Raw genomic sequence first — 16,933 nt, 5'->3', positions numbered from 1 at the left:
GGACGCGCATGACCGCCGCACAGCAGCCCGCCGCACCGAGCCCGCGCCCGGCCGGCACCCGCCGGCCCGACCCGCGGCCGCCGGCCCCCGGAGGGGTGCTGTGGACCATCTCCGGGGACGTCCGGGCCCTGCTGATGCTGCCCGCGGCCTTCACCATGCAGGTCGCCCACCCCGCCATCGGCGCCGGCGTCGACGAGCACTCGGTCTTCCGCACCGACCCCTGGGGGCGCGGCGAACGCTCGCTGCGCTCCGTCCAGCTGTGGGTGTACGGCGGGGAGCAGGCCGCCGAGGAGGGCCGCCGGGTGCGCCGCCTGCACAAGGAGATCCAGGGCGTCGACACCCGGGGCCGGCGCTACCACTCCCTCGACCCCGCCTGCTACGCGTGGGTCCACGCCACCGGCTTCCCGATCTACCTGTACGCCGGGCGCTACCTGCTGCGCCGCTTCACCCCGGCGCAGGAGCGGCAGCTGTACCGCGAATGGCTCCAGGTCGGGCGGATCCTGGGTCTGCACGACCGGGACATGCCCCCGACCATCGAGGAGTACTGGCCCTACTACCGCCGGATGCTGGCGGAGGAGATCGAACCGACCAAGGTGGCCCGGGAACTCGTCGCCACCGACGTGCCCCTGCCGCGGCCCACCGGCGGCCCGCTGCCCGTGCGGCTGCTCCTGCCGCTCTTCTGGCCGGTGCTGCGGGCGGCCTTCCTGCGGTTCCGGGCCTTCGTCACCGTCGGGTACATGCCGCCCGACGCCCGCGCCGCGATCGGGCTGGAGTGGTCCGCCGCCCAGGAGCGCAGGCTGCGGCGGTTCAGCACGGCCGTACGGCTGCTGGTACCGCTGCTGCCGGAGCGGCTGCGGTACCTGCCCCTCGCCCGCCGGGCCCGGGCGGAGTGGCGAGCCGGCGCCCGCTGAGGGACGCCGGCGCGCACAGGACCGCACGGACCCGGTTCGGGAGCGGTGCGTCAGTGGCCGTGGCCGCTGCCGTGCTCGCTGCCGTGGTCGCGGTCGTGGACCGAGTCCGTCGCGGCGATCTTCTTCCAGGACTTCGGCTCCACCCGCTCCGCGGCCGGCGCCCGCAGGGCGCGGGCGTCCTTCGACGCGCCGGCCGGCGGGGCGAACTGCGGCTTGCCCGCCGTGTACAGCCAGGTCTCGAACAGCTGGGCCAGCGGCTTCTTCGACACCTTCTCGGCATACCGGACGAAGTCGCCGACCTTGGCGTTGCCGTAGGCCCGCTCGGTCGGCCAGCCCTTCAGGATCGCGAAGAACGCCTCGTCGCCGACCTCGTTGCGCAGCGCCTGGATGGCGATCGCGCCGCGGTCGTACACGGCCCCGTGGAACTGGTTGTCCGGGCCCGGGTCGCCCGGCTTGACCTGCCAGAACGGGTCGTCCGCGGCGCGCAGCCCGTACGCCCAGTCGGCCAGCTCCTGCGCGGTGCCCTCGCCCTCCTTCTCCGACCACAGCCACTGGGCGTAGCGGGCGAAGCCCTCGTTGATCCAGATGTCCTTCCAGCCGTCCACGGACACGCTGTCGCCGTACCACTGGTGGGCCAGCTCGTGCACCACCACCGACACGTTGGAGCCGTTCGCGAACTGGCGCGGGCTGTAGAACGGGCGGGTCTGGGTCTCCAGCGCGAAGCCGCTCGGCACGTTGGGCACGTAGCCGCCCAGGGCGTTGAAGGGGTAGGTACCGAAGACCCCCTCCAGCCACTCGGCGACCTCCGCGGTCCGCTCCACGCTGGCGCGCGCCGCGCCCGCGTTGTCGCCGAGGTCCTTGCTGTAGGCGTTGAGGACGGGCAGGCCGCTCGCCGTCTTGTCGGTGGTGACGTCGAACTTGCCGACGGCGAGGGTGGCCAGATAGGTGGCCTGCGGCTTGTTGGAGCGCCAGTTGTAGCGGGTCCAGCCGAGCCGTGAACTCTGCGACTGCAGGACGCCGTTGCTGATGGCCTGCGTGCCGTCCGGGACGTTCACCGAGATGTCGAAGGTGGCCTTGTCCAGGGGGTGGTCGTTGCTCGGGAACCACCAGGCGGCCGCGTCCGGCTCCTGCGCCGCGACCCCGCCGTCCGGGGTGCGCTGCCAGGCCGACCAGCCGTCGACCTTGAACTCCGAGGGCTTGCCCGCGTACTTGACGACGACGGTGGCCGGGCGGCCCTTCGGCAGCGCCTGGGCGGGGGTGACCTCCAGCTCGTGCGCGCCGGAGGTGGCGAACTTCGCCTTCGCGCCGTTGACGCGGACCTCGCTGACCTTCAGCCCGAAGTCGAGGTTGAAGCGGGACAGGTCCTGGGTGGCGGTGGCCAGCAGCGTGGCGGTGCCCTCCAGCAGGTCCGTCTTCGGCTGGTACTGCAGGCGCAGGTCGTAGTGGGACACGTCGTACCCGCCGTTGCCGCTGGCCGGGTAGTAGGGGTCGCCGATACCCGGCGCTCCCGCGGCGGAACCCGCGGCCGACGCCGGGATCACCAGCAGCAGGGACGCGGCGAGCACGCTCGGGGCGATGACTTTGCGGTGCACGAGGGCTCCAAGTGGTGAGGGGGGTGGCTTTGTCCGACCGTATTCACGCCCGGTCCGCCGCGTCATGTCCATGGCCCCTGCTGTCACACGATCGCCATCCGGTCGCAAGGAAACGGCCCTTCGGACGGCGTACCCCCGCACCCGGCCCGGCCTGCGCATCCGCAGTGTCCCCGGGCCGTTCAGGCCCGTGGCGGTGTGGGCGGGTGTGCCGGGTGCGTCGTACGGGGCGGGCGGCTTGTCCCGAATCCTCCTCGGTGCATCTCCGGGCGGCTTTGGCGAAAACCCTGCGGTTCCTGTCTGACCATCAGACGCTGAACTGCCGCTTCCGGGTGCGGCCCGGGAGGAGCGGCGGGCGCACCGCGCCCATCACGACGAGACGCCGCGAGGAAGCCCCGTGACCTTTCCCCCGCAGTACCCCCATGCCCGCGTCCGGACCAGACGGTGGTGGTAGCACCCCGCTCCGATCGTCGCCCTGCTGGTGCTCCTGCCGCCGATCGGGATCGCCCTCGTCCGGACGGGCCGCTGGAGGACGGCGGGCAAGGCCGTCGCCACCGTCCTCGCCGGTCTCCGGTTCCTGGTGCCGCTGCTCGGCGACCCGCCGGACGGGACCGCGGGCGGTGCCGGGCCCGCGGCCGCGCCCGCCACCACCGCCCCGGGCGGACGGCCGCAGCCCTGCCCCCCGATCAGTGGGCCGGAGCCTGCGCCAGGCCAAGGCGGCCGCAGCAGCGCTCGGATTCCGCGCCGTCTCCCACGACGCCGGTCCCGAGGACGCCGCCCTGGCGGACGAGGACGCGTGGCGCGTCTGCTTCCGGACCACGGCGGAGCAGCCGCCGGCCGGGCCCGCCACGCTCGACTTCGCCGTGGTCCGCACCGAGTGGCCCTGCCCGGCCGGGGACGGTGACCCGATCCCGTACCCGGCGATGCCCGAGCTGGTCGGCCGGACCTTCGCCGAGGCCGGCCGGACCCCGGCGCCGTTGGCCTTCCGGACCGTCGAGCCGAAGGGCGCGTACGCGGACGTCGCCCCCGCCGCCGCGGCCGACGACTGGACCGTCTGCTTCCAGGAGCCGGAAGCCGGGCAGGAGGTCCGCTCCGCCCGGACCGCGACCGCCGTCCTCCACCTCGCCGCACCCGGCACCGGCTGCCCCGCCGTCCCGGGCGCCGCGGTCCACCCCGGCCCCGCACCGCCCCCGGCGGCCGCCGGCGACGACGACGGCGCCGACGGGCGCCCGGGCACCTCGGGCGGGTCCGCCCCGGCCGGCTCGTCCGGCGGCGGATCCCGCCGTTCGTCCGGCGGCTCGTCCGGCGGCTCGACCGGCGAAGGCTCGGGCGTCGGCACCGTGACGCCCGAGCCTTCTGTGCGCCGGCCGGGGCCACGGGCATGAGCAGGTCCGGCGCCGTCTACACCGGCAAGGGGCCCGACCGGAACCGCTGGCGCCGCTGAACCCGAGGCCCCCGCGCCCGGCACGCTGCGCCGCACCCGTCTCCTTTCGGCCGGTTCGACGTCGTAGCGAGGCGGAATCGGTCCTGCCGGGGGCCCCGCGGACCGGCATACCGAGCAGTCGGTAACCTGCTCGCATGACGCTTCCCGAGCACGCCGCACGCAGCGCCTGGCACGGCGCGATCAACCCGCTCCACGCGACCATCTACTTCTCGCCCGACCTGACCGCCGAGTTCACCGCCCTCGGCGTCGACGACCACACCCGGGCGGCCCTGTCCTCCCGGGCCGCCGCGATGGGCGCCGTCGGCACCGGCACCGTCGCCGCCACCTTCTACAACTACCGCTACGACCACCTCGCCCGGCACCTCCCGGCCGTCTGGGACACCATCACCCCCGAGCAGGCCCTCGCCGCCCGCCTGCGCGCCGCCGACCGCACCCTGCGCCGCCTCCTCGGCGACGACACCGTCGCCTCCTCGGAGCTGGCCGAAGCCGCGGACCTGGCCATGCGCGCCACCGAGGCCTGCACCCGGCACGCCCGGCCCCTCTACGCGGCCCACGCCGACCTCCCCGTCCCCGAGGAGCCGCACCTGCGGCTGTGGCACGCCACCACCCTGCTGCGCGAGCACCGCGGCGACGGCCACGTCGCCGCGCTGCTCCTCGCCGGCCTGGACCCGCTCGAGGCCCTGGTCACCCACAGCGCGACCGGCCGTGGCATGAACGCCAAGTGGATCAAGGCGGTCCGCGGCTGGGAGCAGGAGGACATCGACGCCGCCGCGGCCCGGCTGCGCGCCCGCGGGCTCCTCGACGACGAGGGCGACCTCACCGCCGAGGGCACGGCCGTCCGCGAGCACCTGGAGGACGAGACCGACCGCCTCGACGCCGCCCCGTACCGGCACCTGGGCGCCGAAGGCCTGGCCCGCCTCGCCGAACTCGGCGGCGGCTTCGCCGCACGGGCCGTCAGCGCGGGCGCCTTCCCCTCCAACGCCTTCGGCAAGGCGGCCTGACCCCCGCGGCGGCCCGGACGCGCCCCTGGCGCGCCGCCGGGCCGCCGGGGTGCCGGGGCGCGGGTCTTCCGGCCGTCGTCACCGCCACCTGCCACAATGGGCAGCCGTCCAACGCACAACAAAGGCAGACGGGACCGATCGTGACGACGTCCATCGAAGGCAGGATCGCCGAGGAACTCGGCGTACGGGAACGGCAGGTCAAGGCCGCCGTCGAGCTGCTCGACGGCGGCTCCACCGTGCCGTTCATCGCGCGCTACCGCAAGGAAGCGACCGAGATGCTCGACGACGCCCAGCTGCGCACCGTCGAGGAGCGGCTGCGCTATCTGCGCGAGCTGGAGGACCGGCGCGCGGCGATCCTGGACTCCGTCCGGGAGCAGGGCAAGCTCGACGCCGAGCTGGAGGCCCGGATCAACGCGGCCGACACCAAGGCCCGGCTGGAGGACATCTACCTCCCGTTCAAGCCGAAGCGGCGGACCAAGGCCCAGATCGCCCGCGAGGCCGGCCTGGAGCCGCTCGCCGACGGCCTGCTCGCCGATCCGTCGGTGGAACCGGCCGCCGCCGCGGCCGCGTTCGTCGACGCGGACAAGGGCGTCGCCGAGCCCGCGGCGGCCCTCGAAGGCGCCCGCGCCATCCTCACCGAGCGGTTCGCCGAGGACGCCGACCTCATCGGCGAGCTGCGCGAGCGCATGTGGGGCCGCGGCCGGCTGGCCGCCAAGGTCCGCGAGGGCAAGGAGGAGGCGGGGGCGAAGTTCGCCGACTACTTCGACTTCGCCGAGCCGTTCACCGCGCTGCCCTCGCACCGCGTCCTCGCCATGCTGCGCGGCGAGAAGGAGGACGTCCTCGACCTCACCCTGGAGCCGGAGGACCCCGACACGGCGGCCACCCCCGGCCCGTCCGCGTACGAGGGCATGATCGCCCGCCGCTTCGGCGTGGCCGACCGCGGCCGGCCCGGCGACAAGTGGCTCGGCGACACGGTCCGCTGGGCCTGGCGCACGAAGATCCAGGTGCACCTCGGCATCGACCTGCGGATGCGGTTGCGCTCCGCCGCCGAGGAGGAGGCCGTCCGGGTCTTCGCCGCCAACCTGCGCGACCTGCTCCTCGCGGCCCCCGCCGGCACCCGGGCCACGCTCGGCCTCGACCCGGGCTTCCGCACCGGTGTGAAGGTCGCCGTCGTGGACGCCACCGGCAAGGTCGTGGCCACCGACGTCATCCACCCGCACGTCCCCGCGAACCGCTGGGACGAGGCCCTGGCCAAGCTCGCCCGCCTCGCCGAGCAGCACCGGGTCGAACTCGTCGCCATCGGCAACGGCACCGCCTCCCGCGAGACGGACCGCCTCGCCGGCGAGCTGATCTCCCGCCACCCCGGCCTGAAGCTGACCAAGGTCATGGTCTCCGAGGCGGGCGCCTCCGTGTACTCGGCCTCCGCCTTCGCCTCGCAGGAGCTCCCGGACATGGACGTGTCGCTGCGCGGGGCGGTGTCCATCGCCCGCCGCCTGCAGGACCCGCTCGCCGAGCTCGTCAAGATCGACCCCAAGTCCATCGGTGTCGGCCAGTACCAGCACGACCTGTCCGAGGTGAAGCTGTCCCGCTCCCTCGACGCCGTCGTCGAGGACTGCGTGAACGGCGTCGGCGTGGACGTCAACACCGCCTCCGCGCCGCTGCTCGCCCGCGTGTCGGGCATCAGCGGCGGACTCGCCGAGAACATCGTGGCCCACCGCGACGCCAACGGCCCGTTCCGCAGCCGCAAGGCCCTCAAGGACGTGCCCCGGCTCGGCCCCAAGGCGTACGAGCAGTGCGCGGGCTTCCTGCGGATCCGCGGCGGCGACGACCCGCTGGACTTCTCCAGCGTGCACCCCGAGGCCTACCCGGTCGTCCGGGCCATGGCGAAGACCGCCGGCAGCGAGGTGGCCGCCCTGATCGGCAACGGGTCGGTGCTGCGCTCGCTGAAGCCCGAGCAGTTCGTCACCGAGGCCTTCGGCCTGCCGACCGTCACCGACATCCTCGGCGAGCTGGAGAAGCCGGGCCGCGACCCGCGGCCGGCCTTCCGGACGGCCGCGTTCAAGGAGGGCGTCGAGAAGATCGGCGACCTGGCTCCCGGCATGGTCCTGGAGGGCGTCGTCACCAACGTGGCCGCCTTCGGCGCGTTCATCGACATCGGCGTCCACCAGGACGGACTGGCCCACGTCTCGGCCCTGTCGAAGAACTTCGTCAAGGACCCCCGCGACGTGGTCAAGCCGGGCGACATCGTCCGCGTGAAGGTCCTCGACGTGGACATCCCGCGCAAGAGGATCTCGCTGACCCTCCGACTGGAGGACGAGGCCGGCTCCGCCGCGGGCGCGCCCCGCCAGCGCGAGGACCGCCAGGAGCGGCGCGGCGGCGGCCGTCCCCCGCAGCAGCGCGGCGGCCAGGACGGCCGGCGCGGCGGCGAGGGCCGGTCGGGCGGCGGTGGCCGGTCGGGTGGCGAGGGCCGGCGCCAGGGCGGCCAGGGCGGCGGCGCCCCGGCCCCCGCCAACAGCGCCATGGCCGACGCGCTGCGCCGGGCCGGGCTCGCCGGCCCGGGCTCGGAGGACCGCCGCAGGCGGTAGCGTCCGGAACGCGTCGCCCGGGGGTACGGGAGGTGGCGCGCAGGTGGCCGAAACGGAACCCCGCGCAGGGACGCGCCTTGCGAACTCCCGTACGTGATCTGTAGGCATGGTGGAACGCCCGTTCGTCGTCAGGCGGACGGGCGTTCCGTTTCCCTCAGGTCCCCACCCCCCGAGGCCCCCTTGACGGCACAGGACGCCATGCCCATGCCTGCCCATGCCTACCGACGCTGCCCGCGAAAGGGTCCGAAGAGGGATCACATGCCCCACTCTCAACTCGGCCTCCGCAAAAGGTGCGAGAAGATTCTCGGCCATCTGGATCTGCCGCACCCGTTCTCCCTGGAGGGGTTGTGCGGGCGGATAGCCGAGCAGCGGGGCCGCCCCATCCGCCTCCACCCCCTCCCCAAGGAGGCCGCGGAGACCGGCGTCTGCGGCCTGTGGGTGGGCACCGCCCGCGTCGACTACGTGTTCTACGAGGAGAACACGACCCCGCTGCACCGCGAGCACATCGTCCTCCACGAGCTCGGCCACATCCTCTTCGGCCACCACTCCCCGGAGGGCGAGGAACGCGACGGCCGGGCCCCCGTCGTCCTCGGCCGCGCCGACTACACCACCCGCCAGGAGCAGGAGGCGGAGATGCTCGCCAGCATGATCCGCATCCGCACCGCCACCGCCTGCCCGCAACCGGCCGCCGAACTCCGCGGCACCCTCGCCCGGCTGGAGTCCGCCATGGGATACGAGCGGCGCCGCCGTGGCCACTGAGCTCACCGCGCTCGGCGACTGGCTCGCCGTCCCCAGCGTGGCCTGCCTGTGGGCCGCGGTCCTGCTGCGGGCCCCCGCCGCGCTCCGCTCCCCGCAGCAGCGCGGCCTGTGGCTCGCCGTCGCGACGGCCGCCGCCGCGATGACCCTGAACCTCCCCGACGTCGTCGCCCACGCGACGCGCGACCCCGGCTACGCCCATGCCGTCGCACTCGTCCGCAACCTCACCGGCGTGCTGTCCGCCGGCGCCGTCCTCTACTTCGTGGCGTCCGCCACCCGCGGGCGCACCCTGCAACGAGCCGCGTGGGCGGGCACGGTGGCCTGGCTGACCCTCCTCGTCGCCCTCGACCTGGCCGCGCCCGCACACGGCGCGCACACCATCCCGCCGCAGGGCGACCCCGTGCCCTCCCTCCCGTACTGGCTGCTCCTCATCGCCGCGCACCTGCTCGCCAACACCGCCTGCGTCGCGCTGTGCTGGCGCTACAGCTGCCGCACCGAGAGCCGGGCACTGGCGCTCGGGCTGCGCCTGTTCGGCCTGGGCACCGCCCTCGCCGGCGTGTTCTGGTTCTGCTACCTCCTCAAGGCGCTGTTCGGCAGCTCCTGGGCCATGCCCGCCCTGCCGCTGATGATGAACCTGCACGGACTGCTGCGCGCCGCCGCCATCCTGGTGCCGACCGTGTTCCTGCTGCGCCGCGCCGCCGCCGACACCGCCACCGCCTGGCTGCTGTGGCCGCTGTGGCGCGACCTGGTGCACGCCGTGCCGCACGTCGTGCTCACCAAGCCCCGCACCGGCCGGCTCCTGGAGCTGCTGTGGCCGCCGGTCCCGCGCAACATGCTCGTGTACCGCAAGGTCATCGAGACCCGCGACGCGATCCTCATCCTCGGCGAGTACGTCGCCCCCGGCATCCCCGAGCTCGCCCACAGCCACGTCACGCTCCGCGGGGTCCCCGAACCGCGGCGCACGGCGGCCGCGCTGGCCTGCGTCCTGAAGGAGGCGCGCGCGGCGTTGCTCGCCGGACAGCCCGGCAAGCCCTGGCAGGCGGCGTACTGGGTGCTCCCGGCCGTCATGCAGAACTCCGCCGGGAGCGAGGCCGGCCTGGAGGACGAGGCCCGCTTCCTCGTCGACGTGGCCCAGGCCTACGGCTCGCCCGCCACCGCCGACTTCGCCCCCTGAACCACCCGTACGACCGCAGGAAGTGACGCCGTCTTGACCACCGTACTGATCACCGGGGCCAGTGCCGGCCTCGGGGCCGCCTTCGCCCGCGGCTTCGCCGCCAAGGGCTGCGGGCTCGTCCTCGTCGCCCGCGACGCGGACCGCCTGCACGCCGTCGCCCGCGAACTGCGCCGCGACTTCGGCACCACGTGCGAGGTGCTGCCCGCCGACCTGCTGGACGACGCCGGCTGCGCGGCCGTCGCCGAGCGGCTCGCCGACCCCGCCCGGCCCGTCGACGTCCTCGTCAACAACGCCGGCTTCGGGCTGGCCGCCCCCTTCCCGTACAACCCCGTCGAGGACGAGGAGCGCATGCTCGACCTGCTGGTGAAGGTCCCGCTGCGGCTCACCCACGCCGTGCTGCCCGGGCTGCGGGAGCGTCGCCGCGGGGCCGTGCTGAACGTGTCCTCGGTGGCCGGACTGCTGCCGACCGGCACGTACGGGGCCGCCAAGGCCTGGGTGACCGCGTTCAGCGAGTCCCTGCGGGTCGACATGGAGCCGTACGGGGTGCGGGTGCTGGCCGTGGTCCCCGGGTTCACCCGCACCGAGTTCCAGGCGCGCGCCGGCATGGACGTGAGCTCCCTGAGCGAGGCGGTCTGGCTGGAACCGGAGGCCGTCGTGGCCAAGGCCCTGAGGGACCTCGCCCTGCGCCGGCCGGTCAGCGTCACCGGCCGCCGCTACCGGGCGTACGCGCTGGCCGCCCGGCACCTCCCGCGCGGCTTCGTGGCCAGGAAGATGGCCCGCACCCGCCGCGCTCCCGCCGACCGGTAGCCGGCGGGCGCGGACGGGCGGCCACCCGCGGGCCGGCAGCCGGTACTACAGCTCGACGACCTTGCCGTCCGCGACCTGGAGGCGGCGGGTCACGCGCACCGCGTCCAGCATCCGCCGGTCGTGCGTCACGAGCAGCAGCGTGCCCTCGTACGCCTCCAGGGCCGCCTCCAGCTGCTCGATCGCCGGCAGGTCCAGGTGGTTCGTCGGCTCGTCCAGCACCAGCAGGTTCACGCCGCGGCCCTGGAGCAGCGCCAGGGCCGCCCGGGTCCGCTCACCGGGGGACAGCGTCGCCGCCGGCCGCAGCACGTGGGCCGCCTTCAGCCCGAACTTCGCCAGCAGGGTCCGCACGTCGGCCGGCTCGGTGTCCGGGACCGCCGCGCAGAACGCCTCCAGCAGCGACTCCTCGCCGAGGAACAGGCCGCGCGCCTGGTCGACCTCGCCGATCTGCACGCCCGCACCGAGCGTGGCCGCACCGGAGTCCGGGGCCAGCCGGCCCAGCAGCACCGCCAGCAGCGTCGACTTGCCGGCGCCGTTCGCGCCGGTGATCGCCACCCGGTCCGCCCAGTCGAGCTGGAGGCTGGCCGGGCCGAAGGAGAAGTCCCCGCGCTGCACGGCCGCCTCGCGCAGGGTCGCCACCACCGACCCGGAGCGCGGGGCCGCCGCGATCTCCATGCGCAGCTCCCACTCCTTGCGGGGTTCCTCGACCACGTCCAGCCGCTCGATGGCGCGCTGCGTCTGGCGGGCCTTGGCGGCCTGCTTCTCGCTCGCCTCGCTGCGCATCTTCCGGCTGATCTTGTCGTTGTCCGAGGACTTGCGGCGGGCGTTGCGGACGCCCTTGTCCATCCAGTTGCGCTGCATCAGCGCCCGGCCCTCCAGCGCGGCCCGCTTGTCGGCGTACTCCTCGTACTCCTCGCGGGCGTGCGTGCGGGCCAGGGCCCGCTCCTCCAGGTAGGCGTCGTAGCCGCCGCCGTAGAGGTTGATCTGCTGCTGGGCCAGGTCGAGCTCCAGGACCTTGGTGACGGTCCGGGTCAGGAACTCGCGGTCGTGGCTGATGACGACCGTGCCGGCGCGCAGTCCCGTGACGAACCGCTCCAGCCGCTCCAGGCCCTCCAGGTCGAGGTCGTTGGTCGGCTCGTCGAGCAGGAACACGTCGTAGCGGGACAGCAGCAGCGAGGCCAGGCCCGCACGGGCCGCCTGCCCGCCGGACAGCGCCGTCATCGGCAGGTCCAGGCCCACCGCGAGGCCGAGCTCGTCCGCGGTCTCCCGGGCCCGCTCGTCCAGGTCCGCGCCGCCGAGGTTCAGCCACCGGTCCAGCGCCACCGCGTACGCGTCGTCCGCGCCGGGCGTCCCGTCCACCAGGCCCTGCGTCGCCGCGTCCAGCTCCGCCTGGGCGGCGGCGACACCGGTGCGCCGGTTCAGGAACTCGTACACGGTCTCCCCGGGCCGACGCTCGGGCTCCTGCGGGAGGTGGCCCACGGCGGCGGTGGGCGGCGACAGCCGCAGCTCACCGGACTCGGGGGTGTCCAGGCCGGCGAGCAGCCGCAACAGGGTCGACTTCCCGGCGCCGTTGACACCGACGAGGCCGATGACGTCGCCGGGCGCGACGACGAGGTCGAGCCCGGCGAAGAGCGTGCGTTCGCCGTGCGCGGCGCTGAGGTTCTTGGCGACGAGGGTTGCAGTCATGGTCCACCGATCCTATCCGCGCCGGGCCGGCGGCCGGGGCACGTCCGGCGGCGGCCGGGCCCGGCCCGGGAGATGGCCGGAAAGGTGGGTCGAGTGGGAAAGCCGGTGGCCGGATAGGTGGGATGCCCGTCATTGCAGCCATCGCCGCCGGTCTCCCACCATGGGGCCATGTCGTCGCACACCGTGCTCGTCGTCCTCTACGACGGGCTGCAGAGCCTGGACGTGAGCGGTCCCGTCGAGGTCTTCGCCGGGGTGGCCCACTTCCCCGGGCAGCCCGGCTACCGGATCCGGACCGCCTCCCCGGGCGGAGCCCCGGTGCGGACCAGCAGCGGGCTCACGCTGGTGCCGGACGGGGACCTGGAGCACGAGCGGCCGGGCCCCGGCACCACCCTGCTGGTGCCCGGCGGCCGCTACTCCGGCGACTTCGACACCCGGCTCACCGACTGGCTGCGGGCCCACGGGGGTGGAGCGCAGCGACTGGTGTCCGTGTGCACGGGCGGGCTGCTGCTCGCGGAGGCCGGGCTGCTGGACGGCAGGCGCGCCACCACGCACTGGTCCGTGTGCGAGCAGATGGCCCGGGACTACCCGCGGGTGGCGGTCGAACCGGACCCGATCTACGTCCGCGACGGGCGGGTCGCCACCTCGGCGGGGGTCACGGCCGGGATCGACCTGGCGCTGGCCCTGGTGGAGGAGGACCACGGCCGGGACATCGCCTCGCAGATCGCCCGGCACCTGGTGGTCTTCCTGCGCCGGCCCGGCAACCAGGCACAGTTCAGCGCCCAGCTCGCGGCCCAGTCGGCCCGCCGGGAGCCGCTGCGCGAGGTCCAGCACTGGATCACCGAGCACCCCGCCGCGGACCTGAGCGTGCCGGCGCTGGCGGAGCGGGCCCGGCTCTCACCCCGGCACTTCGCCCGGGCCTTCCACGCGGAGACCGGGGTGACGCCGGGGCGGTACGTGGAGCGGGTCCGCGTCGAGCACGCCCGCCGGCTGCTGGAGGACAGCGGCGAGGGCGTCGCCCAGATCGCCCGGGCCTGCGGCTACGGCACCCCGGAGGCCCTCCGCCGCGCCTTCGTCAAAACCCTCGGCCAACCCCCGGCCGAATACCGCCGCCGCTTCGCCCACCCCTGACCGCCCGAGGGCGGGGGGAACTGCGCGCTCCACCACAACCAACCCGCACCCGACGACGCCGGCACGCCCCCCAGGGGCGCGGGGAACTGCGCGATCGACCCCAAGCAACCCGCACCCGCGGCACACGCCCGCCCACCGACCCACCCATCACCCACCGACCCCGAAACTCCGCAGGAGAAGACATGCAGACAGCCGTCCTGCTCTACCCCGGCTTCACCGCCCTCGACGCCATCGGCCCCTACGAGACCCTCGTCCAACTCCCCGACTCCGAGACCGTGTTCGTCGCGGAGCGCCCCGGCCCCGTGCGCTGCGACAGCGGCCGCCTCTCCCTCGTCGCCGAGAAGGGCCTCGACGAGGTGACCCGCCCCGACATCGTCGTCGTCCCCGGCGGCCCCCACCCGGAGACGGAGATGGACAACCCCGCGGTCCTCGACTGGCTCCGCGCGGTCGACGCGACCACCACCTGGACCACCTCCGTCTGCAGCGGCTCGCTCGTCCTCGCGGCGGCCGGCCTGCTCGACGGCCGCCGCTCGGCCTGTCACTGGCTCTACCTCGACCGGCTGCCCGCCTTCGGCGCCGAGCCCACCGGCGAGCGCGTGGTGTTCGACGGCAAGTACGTCACCGCGGCCGGGGTGTCCTCCGGCATCGACATGGGGCTGACCCTGCTCGGCCGGATCGCGGGCGACGAGTTCGCCCGGACCGTTCAGCTGATGATCGAGTACGACCCGCAGCCGCCGTACGACGCCGGTTCCCCGGACAAGGCCCCGGCCGAGCTGGTCGCCCGGCTGCGCGCGTCCAACCCGCTCACGCGGGCCAGCTGAACTTCGGCGTGCGACGCTCCAGGAACGCGGCGACACCTTCCGCGGGGTCGCCGCTGTTCTCCTGCTGCCGGGCCCAGTGCCCGTCCCGGTCCGTGCGCCCGTCGACGAACTCCTTGGCCGCGGCCTGCGTCAGCGCGGACCGGCCCGTCAGGATGCGGGCGAACTCCGCGACCCGCTCGTCGAGCCGGCCGGCGGGCAGCAGCTCGTTGACGAATCCCGCGCGCAGGGCGTGTTCGGCGTCGATCAGTTCGGCGGAGTAGAGCAGGTACTTGGCGGTGGCCGGCCCGACCAGTCCGGCGAGCCGCCGGGTGGAGGAGGACGGGTAGACGAGGCCCAGCCGCGCCGGGGTCACCCCGAACGAGGCCCCCTCCTCCGCGAAGCGCAGGTCGCAGGCGGCGGCGAGCTGGCTGCCCCCGCCGACGCAGAACCCGCGGATCGCGGCGAGCGTCGGCCTGGGGAAGGCGGCCAGGGCCTCCTCGGCGGCGACGGACAGCGTCTGCGGGTCCTCGTCGCCGGTGAGGGAGGAGATGTCGGCGCCGGCGCAGAAGGTCGGCCCGGCCCCGGTCAGGACGAGCACCCGTACGGTCGGGTCGGCGGCGAGGCCCGCCAGCAGCCCGGGCAGCGCCCGCCACATCGCGGCGGTCATGGCGTTGCGCTTGGCGGGGTGCGAGATCACGACCGTGGCGACCCCGTCGGCGACGGTGTGCAGCAGCGCTGCTTCCTCGGCGGTCTCCTGGGCTGCTTCCTGGGCTGCGTCCATGCGCCGGATGCTATCCCGGGCCGCCGATCCTATGATCAAGGAGTCCGTACGGGGGGCTGCGGAAAGGTGCGACCCCCATGGGCGCAGATCGGGCAGGCCGAGACCGAGACCGGGCAGACCGGGACCGAGCAGAGCGCGCCGGGGCCGAGGACGCCCGGCGGCTGGGCCGCCGCTTCGGCTGGCTCGCCGTGCTCGGGGTGGTCCTGGTGCTGGCCGGCCTGCTGGGCCTCGTGTACGCCAACGTGGCGGCCCTCACCTCGATGTTCCTGTTCGGTTGGCTGCTGCTGGTCGGCGGGGCGGTGGGGCTGCTCCACGCCGTCCAGTCCCGCAGGAGCAACTCCTTCTGGCTCGCGGTCATCGTCGCCGCGATCAACATCGCCGCCGGCTTCGTGGTCCTGCGCCGTCCCGAGGCGAGCGCCGAGGCGCTGACGATGTTCGCCGCGCTGCTGTTCCTCACCGCAGGGGTGTTCCGGCTGGTCGGGGCGCTGGTGGTGCGCGGTACGCAGTTCGGGCTGATGCTCGCGCAGGGCGCCTTCGGGATCCTGCTGGGTCTGCTGGTCCTGGCGAACTGGCCCGGCAACAGCCTCTACGTGATCGGAACCTTCTTTTCCGTCGCCCTGTTGTTCGACGGGCTGAGCCTGCTGGCGCTGGGTCTGGGCGGCCGTCGCATCCTGGGCGTGGTCAGGGAAGACGGGGGGTCCGGGGCCGGGGGCCCCGGGGGCGGTGCGGCCGGTGCGGCCGGAATGCGTCCCCCGAAAGGGCAGGAACGGTCGAACGGATGACGTCGGCATACGTTCGCGGTCAAAAGGTGTCCGATAAGCGCTGACTTGTTGTCAGCGGTCCGGTCCGGACCAGCCGGGTCCCCACCCTGGACGCGTGGAGACGATCGAGTGCGAAGGACGGGGCCGGAAGATGGATCTCAGCGGGAGTGTCCCGCCGGCCGAGGTGGGTGAGCCGGAGCCCCCGGCCGGCCCACGTGCGTACGAAGGTGTGTGGCGGTTCACCGTCCCCGCTGTTGAAGAATCCGTTCCGCAGGCCCGACGGGCCGTCCGCGACCTGCTGGGTCGCCAGGGCGTGCCCGCCGACCGGGACCTGGTGTACACGCTGCTGCTGATCGTCTCCGAGCTGGTGACGAACTCGGTCCGGCACGCGGCCCTGCTCTCGCCGGAGGTCGCGGTCGAGGTCGCGATCGGCCGGGCCTGGGTGCGGGTGGCCGTCGAGGACAACCACCCCTACCGGCCCAAGGCGCTGGAGGCGGATTTCGGCCAGACCGGCGGCCGGGGCCTGCTCCTGGTGCGCGAGACCACCCGGGAGGCCGGCGGGGTCTGCGACGTCGAGCACACCTCGACCGGCGGCAAGGTCATCTGGGCGGCCCTGCCGATCACCGCCCCGGCCGCCGGCCCCGACCGGGGCTTCCCGCACCCGGCGCGCTGACCGGCGTACCGGACTGCCGACGTACCGGCGGGCGTGCGGCCTACCAGCCCGCCGCGTCGCCCGTCAGTTCGCGGATCGCGGGCCGGGCCGCGTCCAGCACGGTCATGAACCAGGCCGAGAACGGCACGTCCGCGTGCCGCTTGGCCAGCTCCTCGGCCGTGACGAAGGCGGTGTCGGCCACCTCCTGCGGATCCGGCCGCACCGCGGCCTGCGCAAGTCCCACGAACAGGTGGTTGAACTCCTGCTCCACCAGGCCCGACGCGGGGTCCGGGTGGTTGTAGCGCACCGTCCCGGCCTCCGCGAGCAGCGAGGGCGACAGGCCCAGCTCCTCGTGCGTCCGCCGGGCCGCCGCCGCGAAGGGCGACTCCCCGGGGTACGGGTGGCCGCAGCACGTGTTCGACCAGACGCCGGGGGAGTGGTACTTCCCGAGGGCCCGCTGCTGGAGCAGCAGCCGGCCCTGGGCGTCGAAGAGGAACACGGAGAAGGCCCGGTGCAGCAGCCCGGGTGCCTGGTGGGCGGAGAGCTTCTCCGCCGTGCCGATGGTGTTGCCGGACTCGTCGACCAGTTCGAGCATGATCGGTTCTTGAGTGCCGGTGCCGTGGGGTGCGCTGCTCGCGGCGGTGGCTGGTGTGGTCGGCATACCCATCCTTCGCTTCGGACTCTGGCCCTCAGTCTGCCGTACAAGGGAGTCTTGTCCCCACTTCGGCGATCCGCGCATGTCTGCCCCCCGACGCGTGATAAGCGCCGGACGGTGGTGGGGGGGGGGGGGGGGGGGGGGGGGGGGAGGGGGGGGGGGGGGAGGGGGGGAGGGGGAGGGGGGGGGGGGGGGTGGTTGTGGGG

General features: G+C 74.4%; 15 protein-coding genes. 11 read left to right on the top strand and 4 right to left on the bottom strand.

The window, feature by feature from the left end; all coding sequences use genetic code 11:
* Positions 1 to 8: 8 nt before the first annotated feature.
* Positions 9 to 911, top strand: a complete 903-nt coding sequence (locus tag ACZ4VL_RS09495) for an oxygenase MpaB family protein (RefSeq protein WP_468197739.1) — start codon at positions 9 to 11, stop codon at positions 909 to 911.
* A gap of 50 nt (positions 912 to 961) precedes the next feature.
* Here ACZ4VL_RS09495 and ACZ4VL_RS09490 read toward each other — a convergent pair whose 3' ends face one another.
* Positions 962 to 2,503 carry a M1 family metallopeptidase gene (locus tag ACZ4VL_RS09490; protein ID WP_468197737.1) on the bottom strand — a complete coding sequence of 514 codons (1,542 nt, stop codon included), beginning with the start codon at positions 2,501 to 2,503 and terminating at the stop codon, positions 962 to 964.
* 686 nt (positions 2,504 to 3,189) lie between these two features.
* Between ACZ4VL_RS09490 and ACZ4VL_RS09485 the strand changes: the two genes are divergently transcribed.
* The 6 genes from ACZ4VL_RS09485 to ACZ4VL_RS09460 all read left to right on the top strand — a co-directional run bounded on the left by ACZ4VL_RS09485 (position 3,190) and on the right by ACZ4VL_RS09460 (position 10,267).
* On the top strand, positions 3,190 to 3,885 hold the full coding sequence (locus tag ACZ4VL_RS09485) for a hypothetical protein (protein WP_468197735.1): 696 nt from the start codon (positions 3,190 to 3,192) through the stop codon (positions 3,883 to 3,885).
* Positions 3,886 to 4,078: 193 nt separating this feature from the next.
* Positions 4,079 to 4,945 carry an SCO6745 family protein gene (locus ACZ4VL_RS09480; RefSeq protein WP_468197733.1) on the top strand — a complete coding sequence of 289 codons (867 nt, stop codon included), beginning with the start codon at positions 4,079 to 4,081 and terminating at the stop codon, positions 4,943 to 4,945.
* Positions 4,946 to 5,085: 140 nt separating this feature from the next.
* Positions 5,086 to 7,530, top strand: a complete 2,445-nt coding sequence (locus tag ACZ4VL_RS09475) for a Tex family protein (RefSeq protein WP_468197731.1) — start codon at positions 5,086 to 5,088, stop codon at positions 7,528 to 7,530.
* 258 nt (positions 7,531 to 7,788) lie between these two features.
* Positions 7,789 to 8,289, top strand: coding sequence for a hypothetical protein (locus ACZ4VL_RS09470; protein WP_468197729.1), 501 nt, complete (start codon positions 7,789 to 7,791; stop codon positions 8,287 to 8,289).
* A complete protein-coding gene (locus ACZ4VL_RS09465; protein ID WP_468197727.1) occupies positions 8,279 to 9,460 on the top strand; it encodes an MAB_1171c family putative transporter in 1,182 nt (393 codons plus the stop codon). The genes ACZ4VL_RS09470 and ACZ4VL_RS09465 overlap by 11 nt, the downstream gene beginning before the upstream one ends.
* 33 nt (positions 9,461 to 9,493) lie before the next feature.
* Positions 9,494 to 10,267, top strand: coding sequence for an SDR family NAD(P)-dependent oxidoreductase (locus tag ACZ4VL_RS09460; RefSeq protein ID WP_468197725.1), 774 nt, complete (start codon positions 9,494 to 9,496; stop codon positions 10,265 to 10,267).
* 45 nt (positions 10,268 to 10,312) lie between these two features.
* Here ACZ4VL_RS09460 and ACZ4VL_RS09455 read toward each other — a convergent pair whose 3' ends face one another.
* Entirely contained in the window at positions 10,313 to 11,950 is a 1,638-nt protein-coding gene (locus ACZ4VL_RS09455; RefSeq protein WP_468197723.1) for an ABC-F family ATP-binding cassette domain-containing protein, read from the bottom strand.
* A 168-nt stretch (positions 11,951 to 12,118) separates the two neighbouring features.
* Here ACZ4VL_RS09455 and ACZ4VL_RS09450 point away from each other — a divergent pair, with 168 nt between their 5' ends.
* Both ACZ4VL_RS09450 and ACZ4VL_RS09445 read left to right on the top strand, forming a co-directional pair.
* A complete protein-coding gene (locus ACZ4VL_RS09450; RefSeq protein WP_468197721.1) occupies positions 12,119 to 13,078 on the top strand; it encodes a GlxA family transcriptional regulator in 960 nt (319 codons plus the stop codon).
* 182 nt (positions 13,079 to 13,260) lie between these two features.
* Positions 13,261 to 13,899 (top strand): DJ-1/PfpI family protein, encoded by a 639-nt coding sequence (locus tag ACZ4VL_RS09445; RefSeq protein ID WP_468197719.1) that lies wholly within the window; start codon positions 13,261 to 13,263, stop codon positions 13,897 to 13,899.
* On the opposite strand, the gene ACZ4VL_RS09440 is transcribed toward ACZ4VL_RS09445, so the two are convergent.
* Entirely contained in the window at positions 13,883 to 14,659 is a 777-nt protein-coding gene (locus ACZ4VL_RS09440) for an enoyl-CoA hydratase/isomerase family protein (protein ID WP_468197717.1), read from the bottom strand. The two genes, ACZ4VL_RS09445 and ACZ4VL_RS09440, sit on opposite strands and share 17 nt — an antisense overlap.
* Before the next feature lie 77 nt (positions 14,660 to 14,736).
* Between ACZ4VL_RS09440 and ACZ4VL_RS09435 the strand changes: the two genes are divergently transcribed.
* Together ACZ4VL_RS09435 and ACZ4VL_RS09430 are read left to right on the top strand one after the other, a co-directional pair.
* Positions 14,737 to 15,441, top strand: a complete 705-nt coding sequence (locus ACZ4VL_RS09435; RefSeq protein WP_468197714.1) for an HdeD family acid-resistance protein — start codon at positions 14,737 to 14,739, stop codon at positions 15,439 to 15,441.
* Between the two features lie 130 nt (positions 15,442 to 15,571).
* The gene (locus ACZ4VL_RS09430) at positions 15,572 to 16,093 is read left to right on the top strand and encodes an ATP-binding protein (protein WP_468197941.1); all 522 of its coding nucleotides are present in this window, start codon (positions 15,572 to 15,574) and stop codon (positions 16,091 to 16,093) included.
* A 40-nt stretch (positions 16,094 to 16,133) separates the two neighbouring features.
* Here the strand turns inward: ACZ4VL_RS09430 and idi are convergent, their stop codons facing one another.
* A complete protein-coding gene (gene idi, locus ACZ4VL_RS09425; protein WP_385804841.1) occupies positions 16,134 to 16,733 on the bottom strand; it encodes an isopentenyl-diphosphate Delta-isomerase in 600 nt (199 codons plus the stop codon).
* Positions 16,734 to 16,933: the final 200 nt, after the last annotated feature.

It is taken from the genome of Streptomyces sp. NPDC029014 (assembly GCF_055564695.1).
Note: the sequence above shows the minus strand (reverse complement) of the source record. Positions and strands in the feature narration are given on the sequence as shown.

Excerpts from the sequence above, each read along its gene's own strand:
- ACZ4VL_RS09495 (WP_468197739.1), top strand. The coding sequence starts at position 9 with ATGACCGCCGCACAGCAGCCCGCCGCACCGAGCCCGCGCCCGGCCGGC.
- ACZ4VL_RS09480 (WP_468197733.1), top strand. The coding sequence starts at position 4,079 with ATGACGCTTCCCGAGCACGCCGCACGCAGCGCCTGGCACGGCGCGATC.
- ACZ4VL_RS09470 (WP_468197729.1), top strand. The coding sequence starts at position 7,789 with ATGCCCCACTCTCAACTCGGCCTCCGCAAAAGGTGCGAGAAGATTCTC.
- ACZ4VL_RS09455 (WP_468197723.1), bottom strand. The coding sequence starts at position 11,950 with ATGACTGCAACCCTCGTCGCCAAGAACCTCAGCGCCGCGCACGGCGAA.
- ACZ4VL_RS09450 (WP_468197721.1), top strand. The coding sequence starts at position 12,119 with ATGTCGTCGCACACCGTGCTCGTCGTCCTCTACGACGGGCTGCAGAGC.
- ACZ4VL_RS09445 (WP_468197719.1), top strand. The coding sequence starts at position 13,261 with ATGCAGACAGCCGTCCTGCTCTACCCCGGCTTCACCGCCCTCGACGCC.
- ACZ4VL_RS09440 (WP_468197717.1), bottom strand. The coding sequence starts at position 14,659 with ATGGACGCAGCCCAGGAAGCAGCCCAGGAGACCGCCGAGGAAGCAGCG.
- ACZ4VL_RS09435 (WP_468197714.1), top strand. The coding sequence starts at position 14,737 with ATGGGCGCAGATCGGGCAGGCCGAGACCGAGACCGGGCAGACCGGGAC.
- ACZ4VL_RS09430 (WP_468197941.1), top strand. The coding sequence starts at position 15,572 with ATGGATCTCAGCGGGAGTGTCCCGCCGGCCGAGGTGGGTGAGCCGGAG.
- idi (WP_385804841.1), bottom strand. The coding sequence starts at position 16,733 with ATGCCGACCACACCAGCCACCGCCGCGAGCAGCGCACCCCACGGCACC.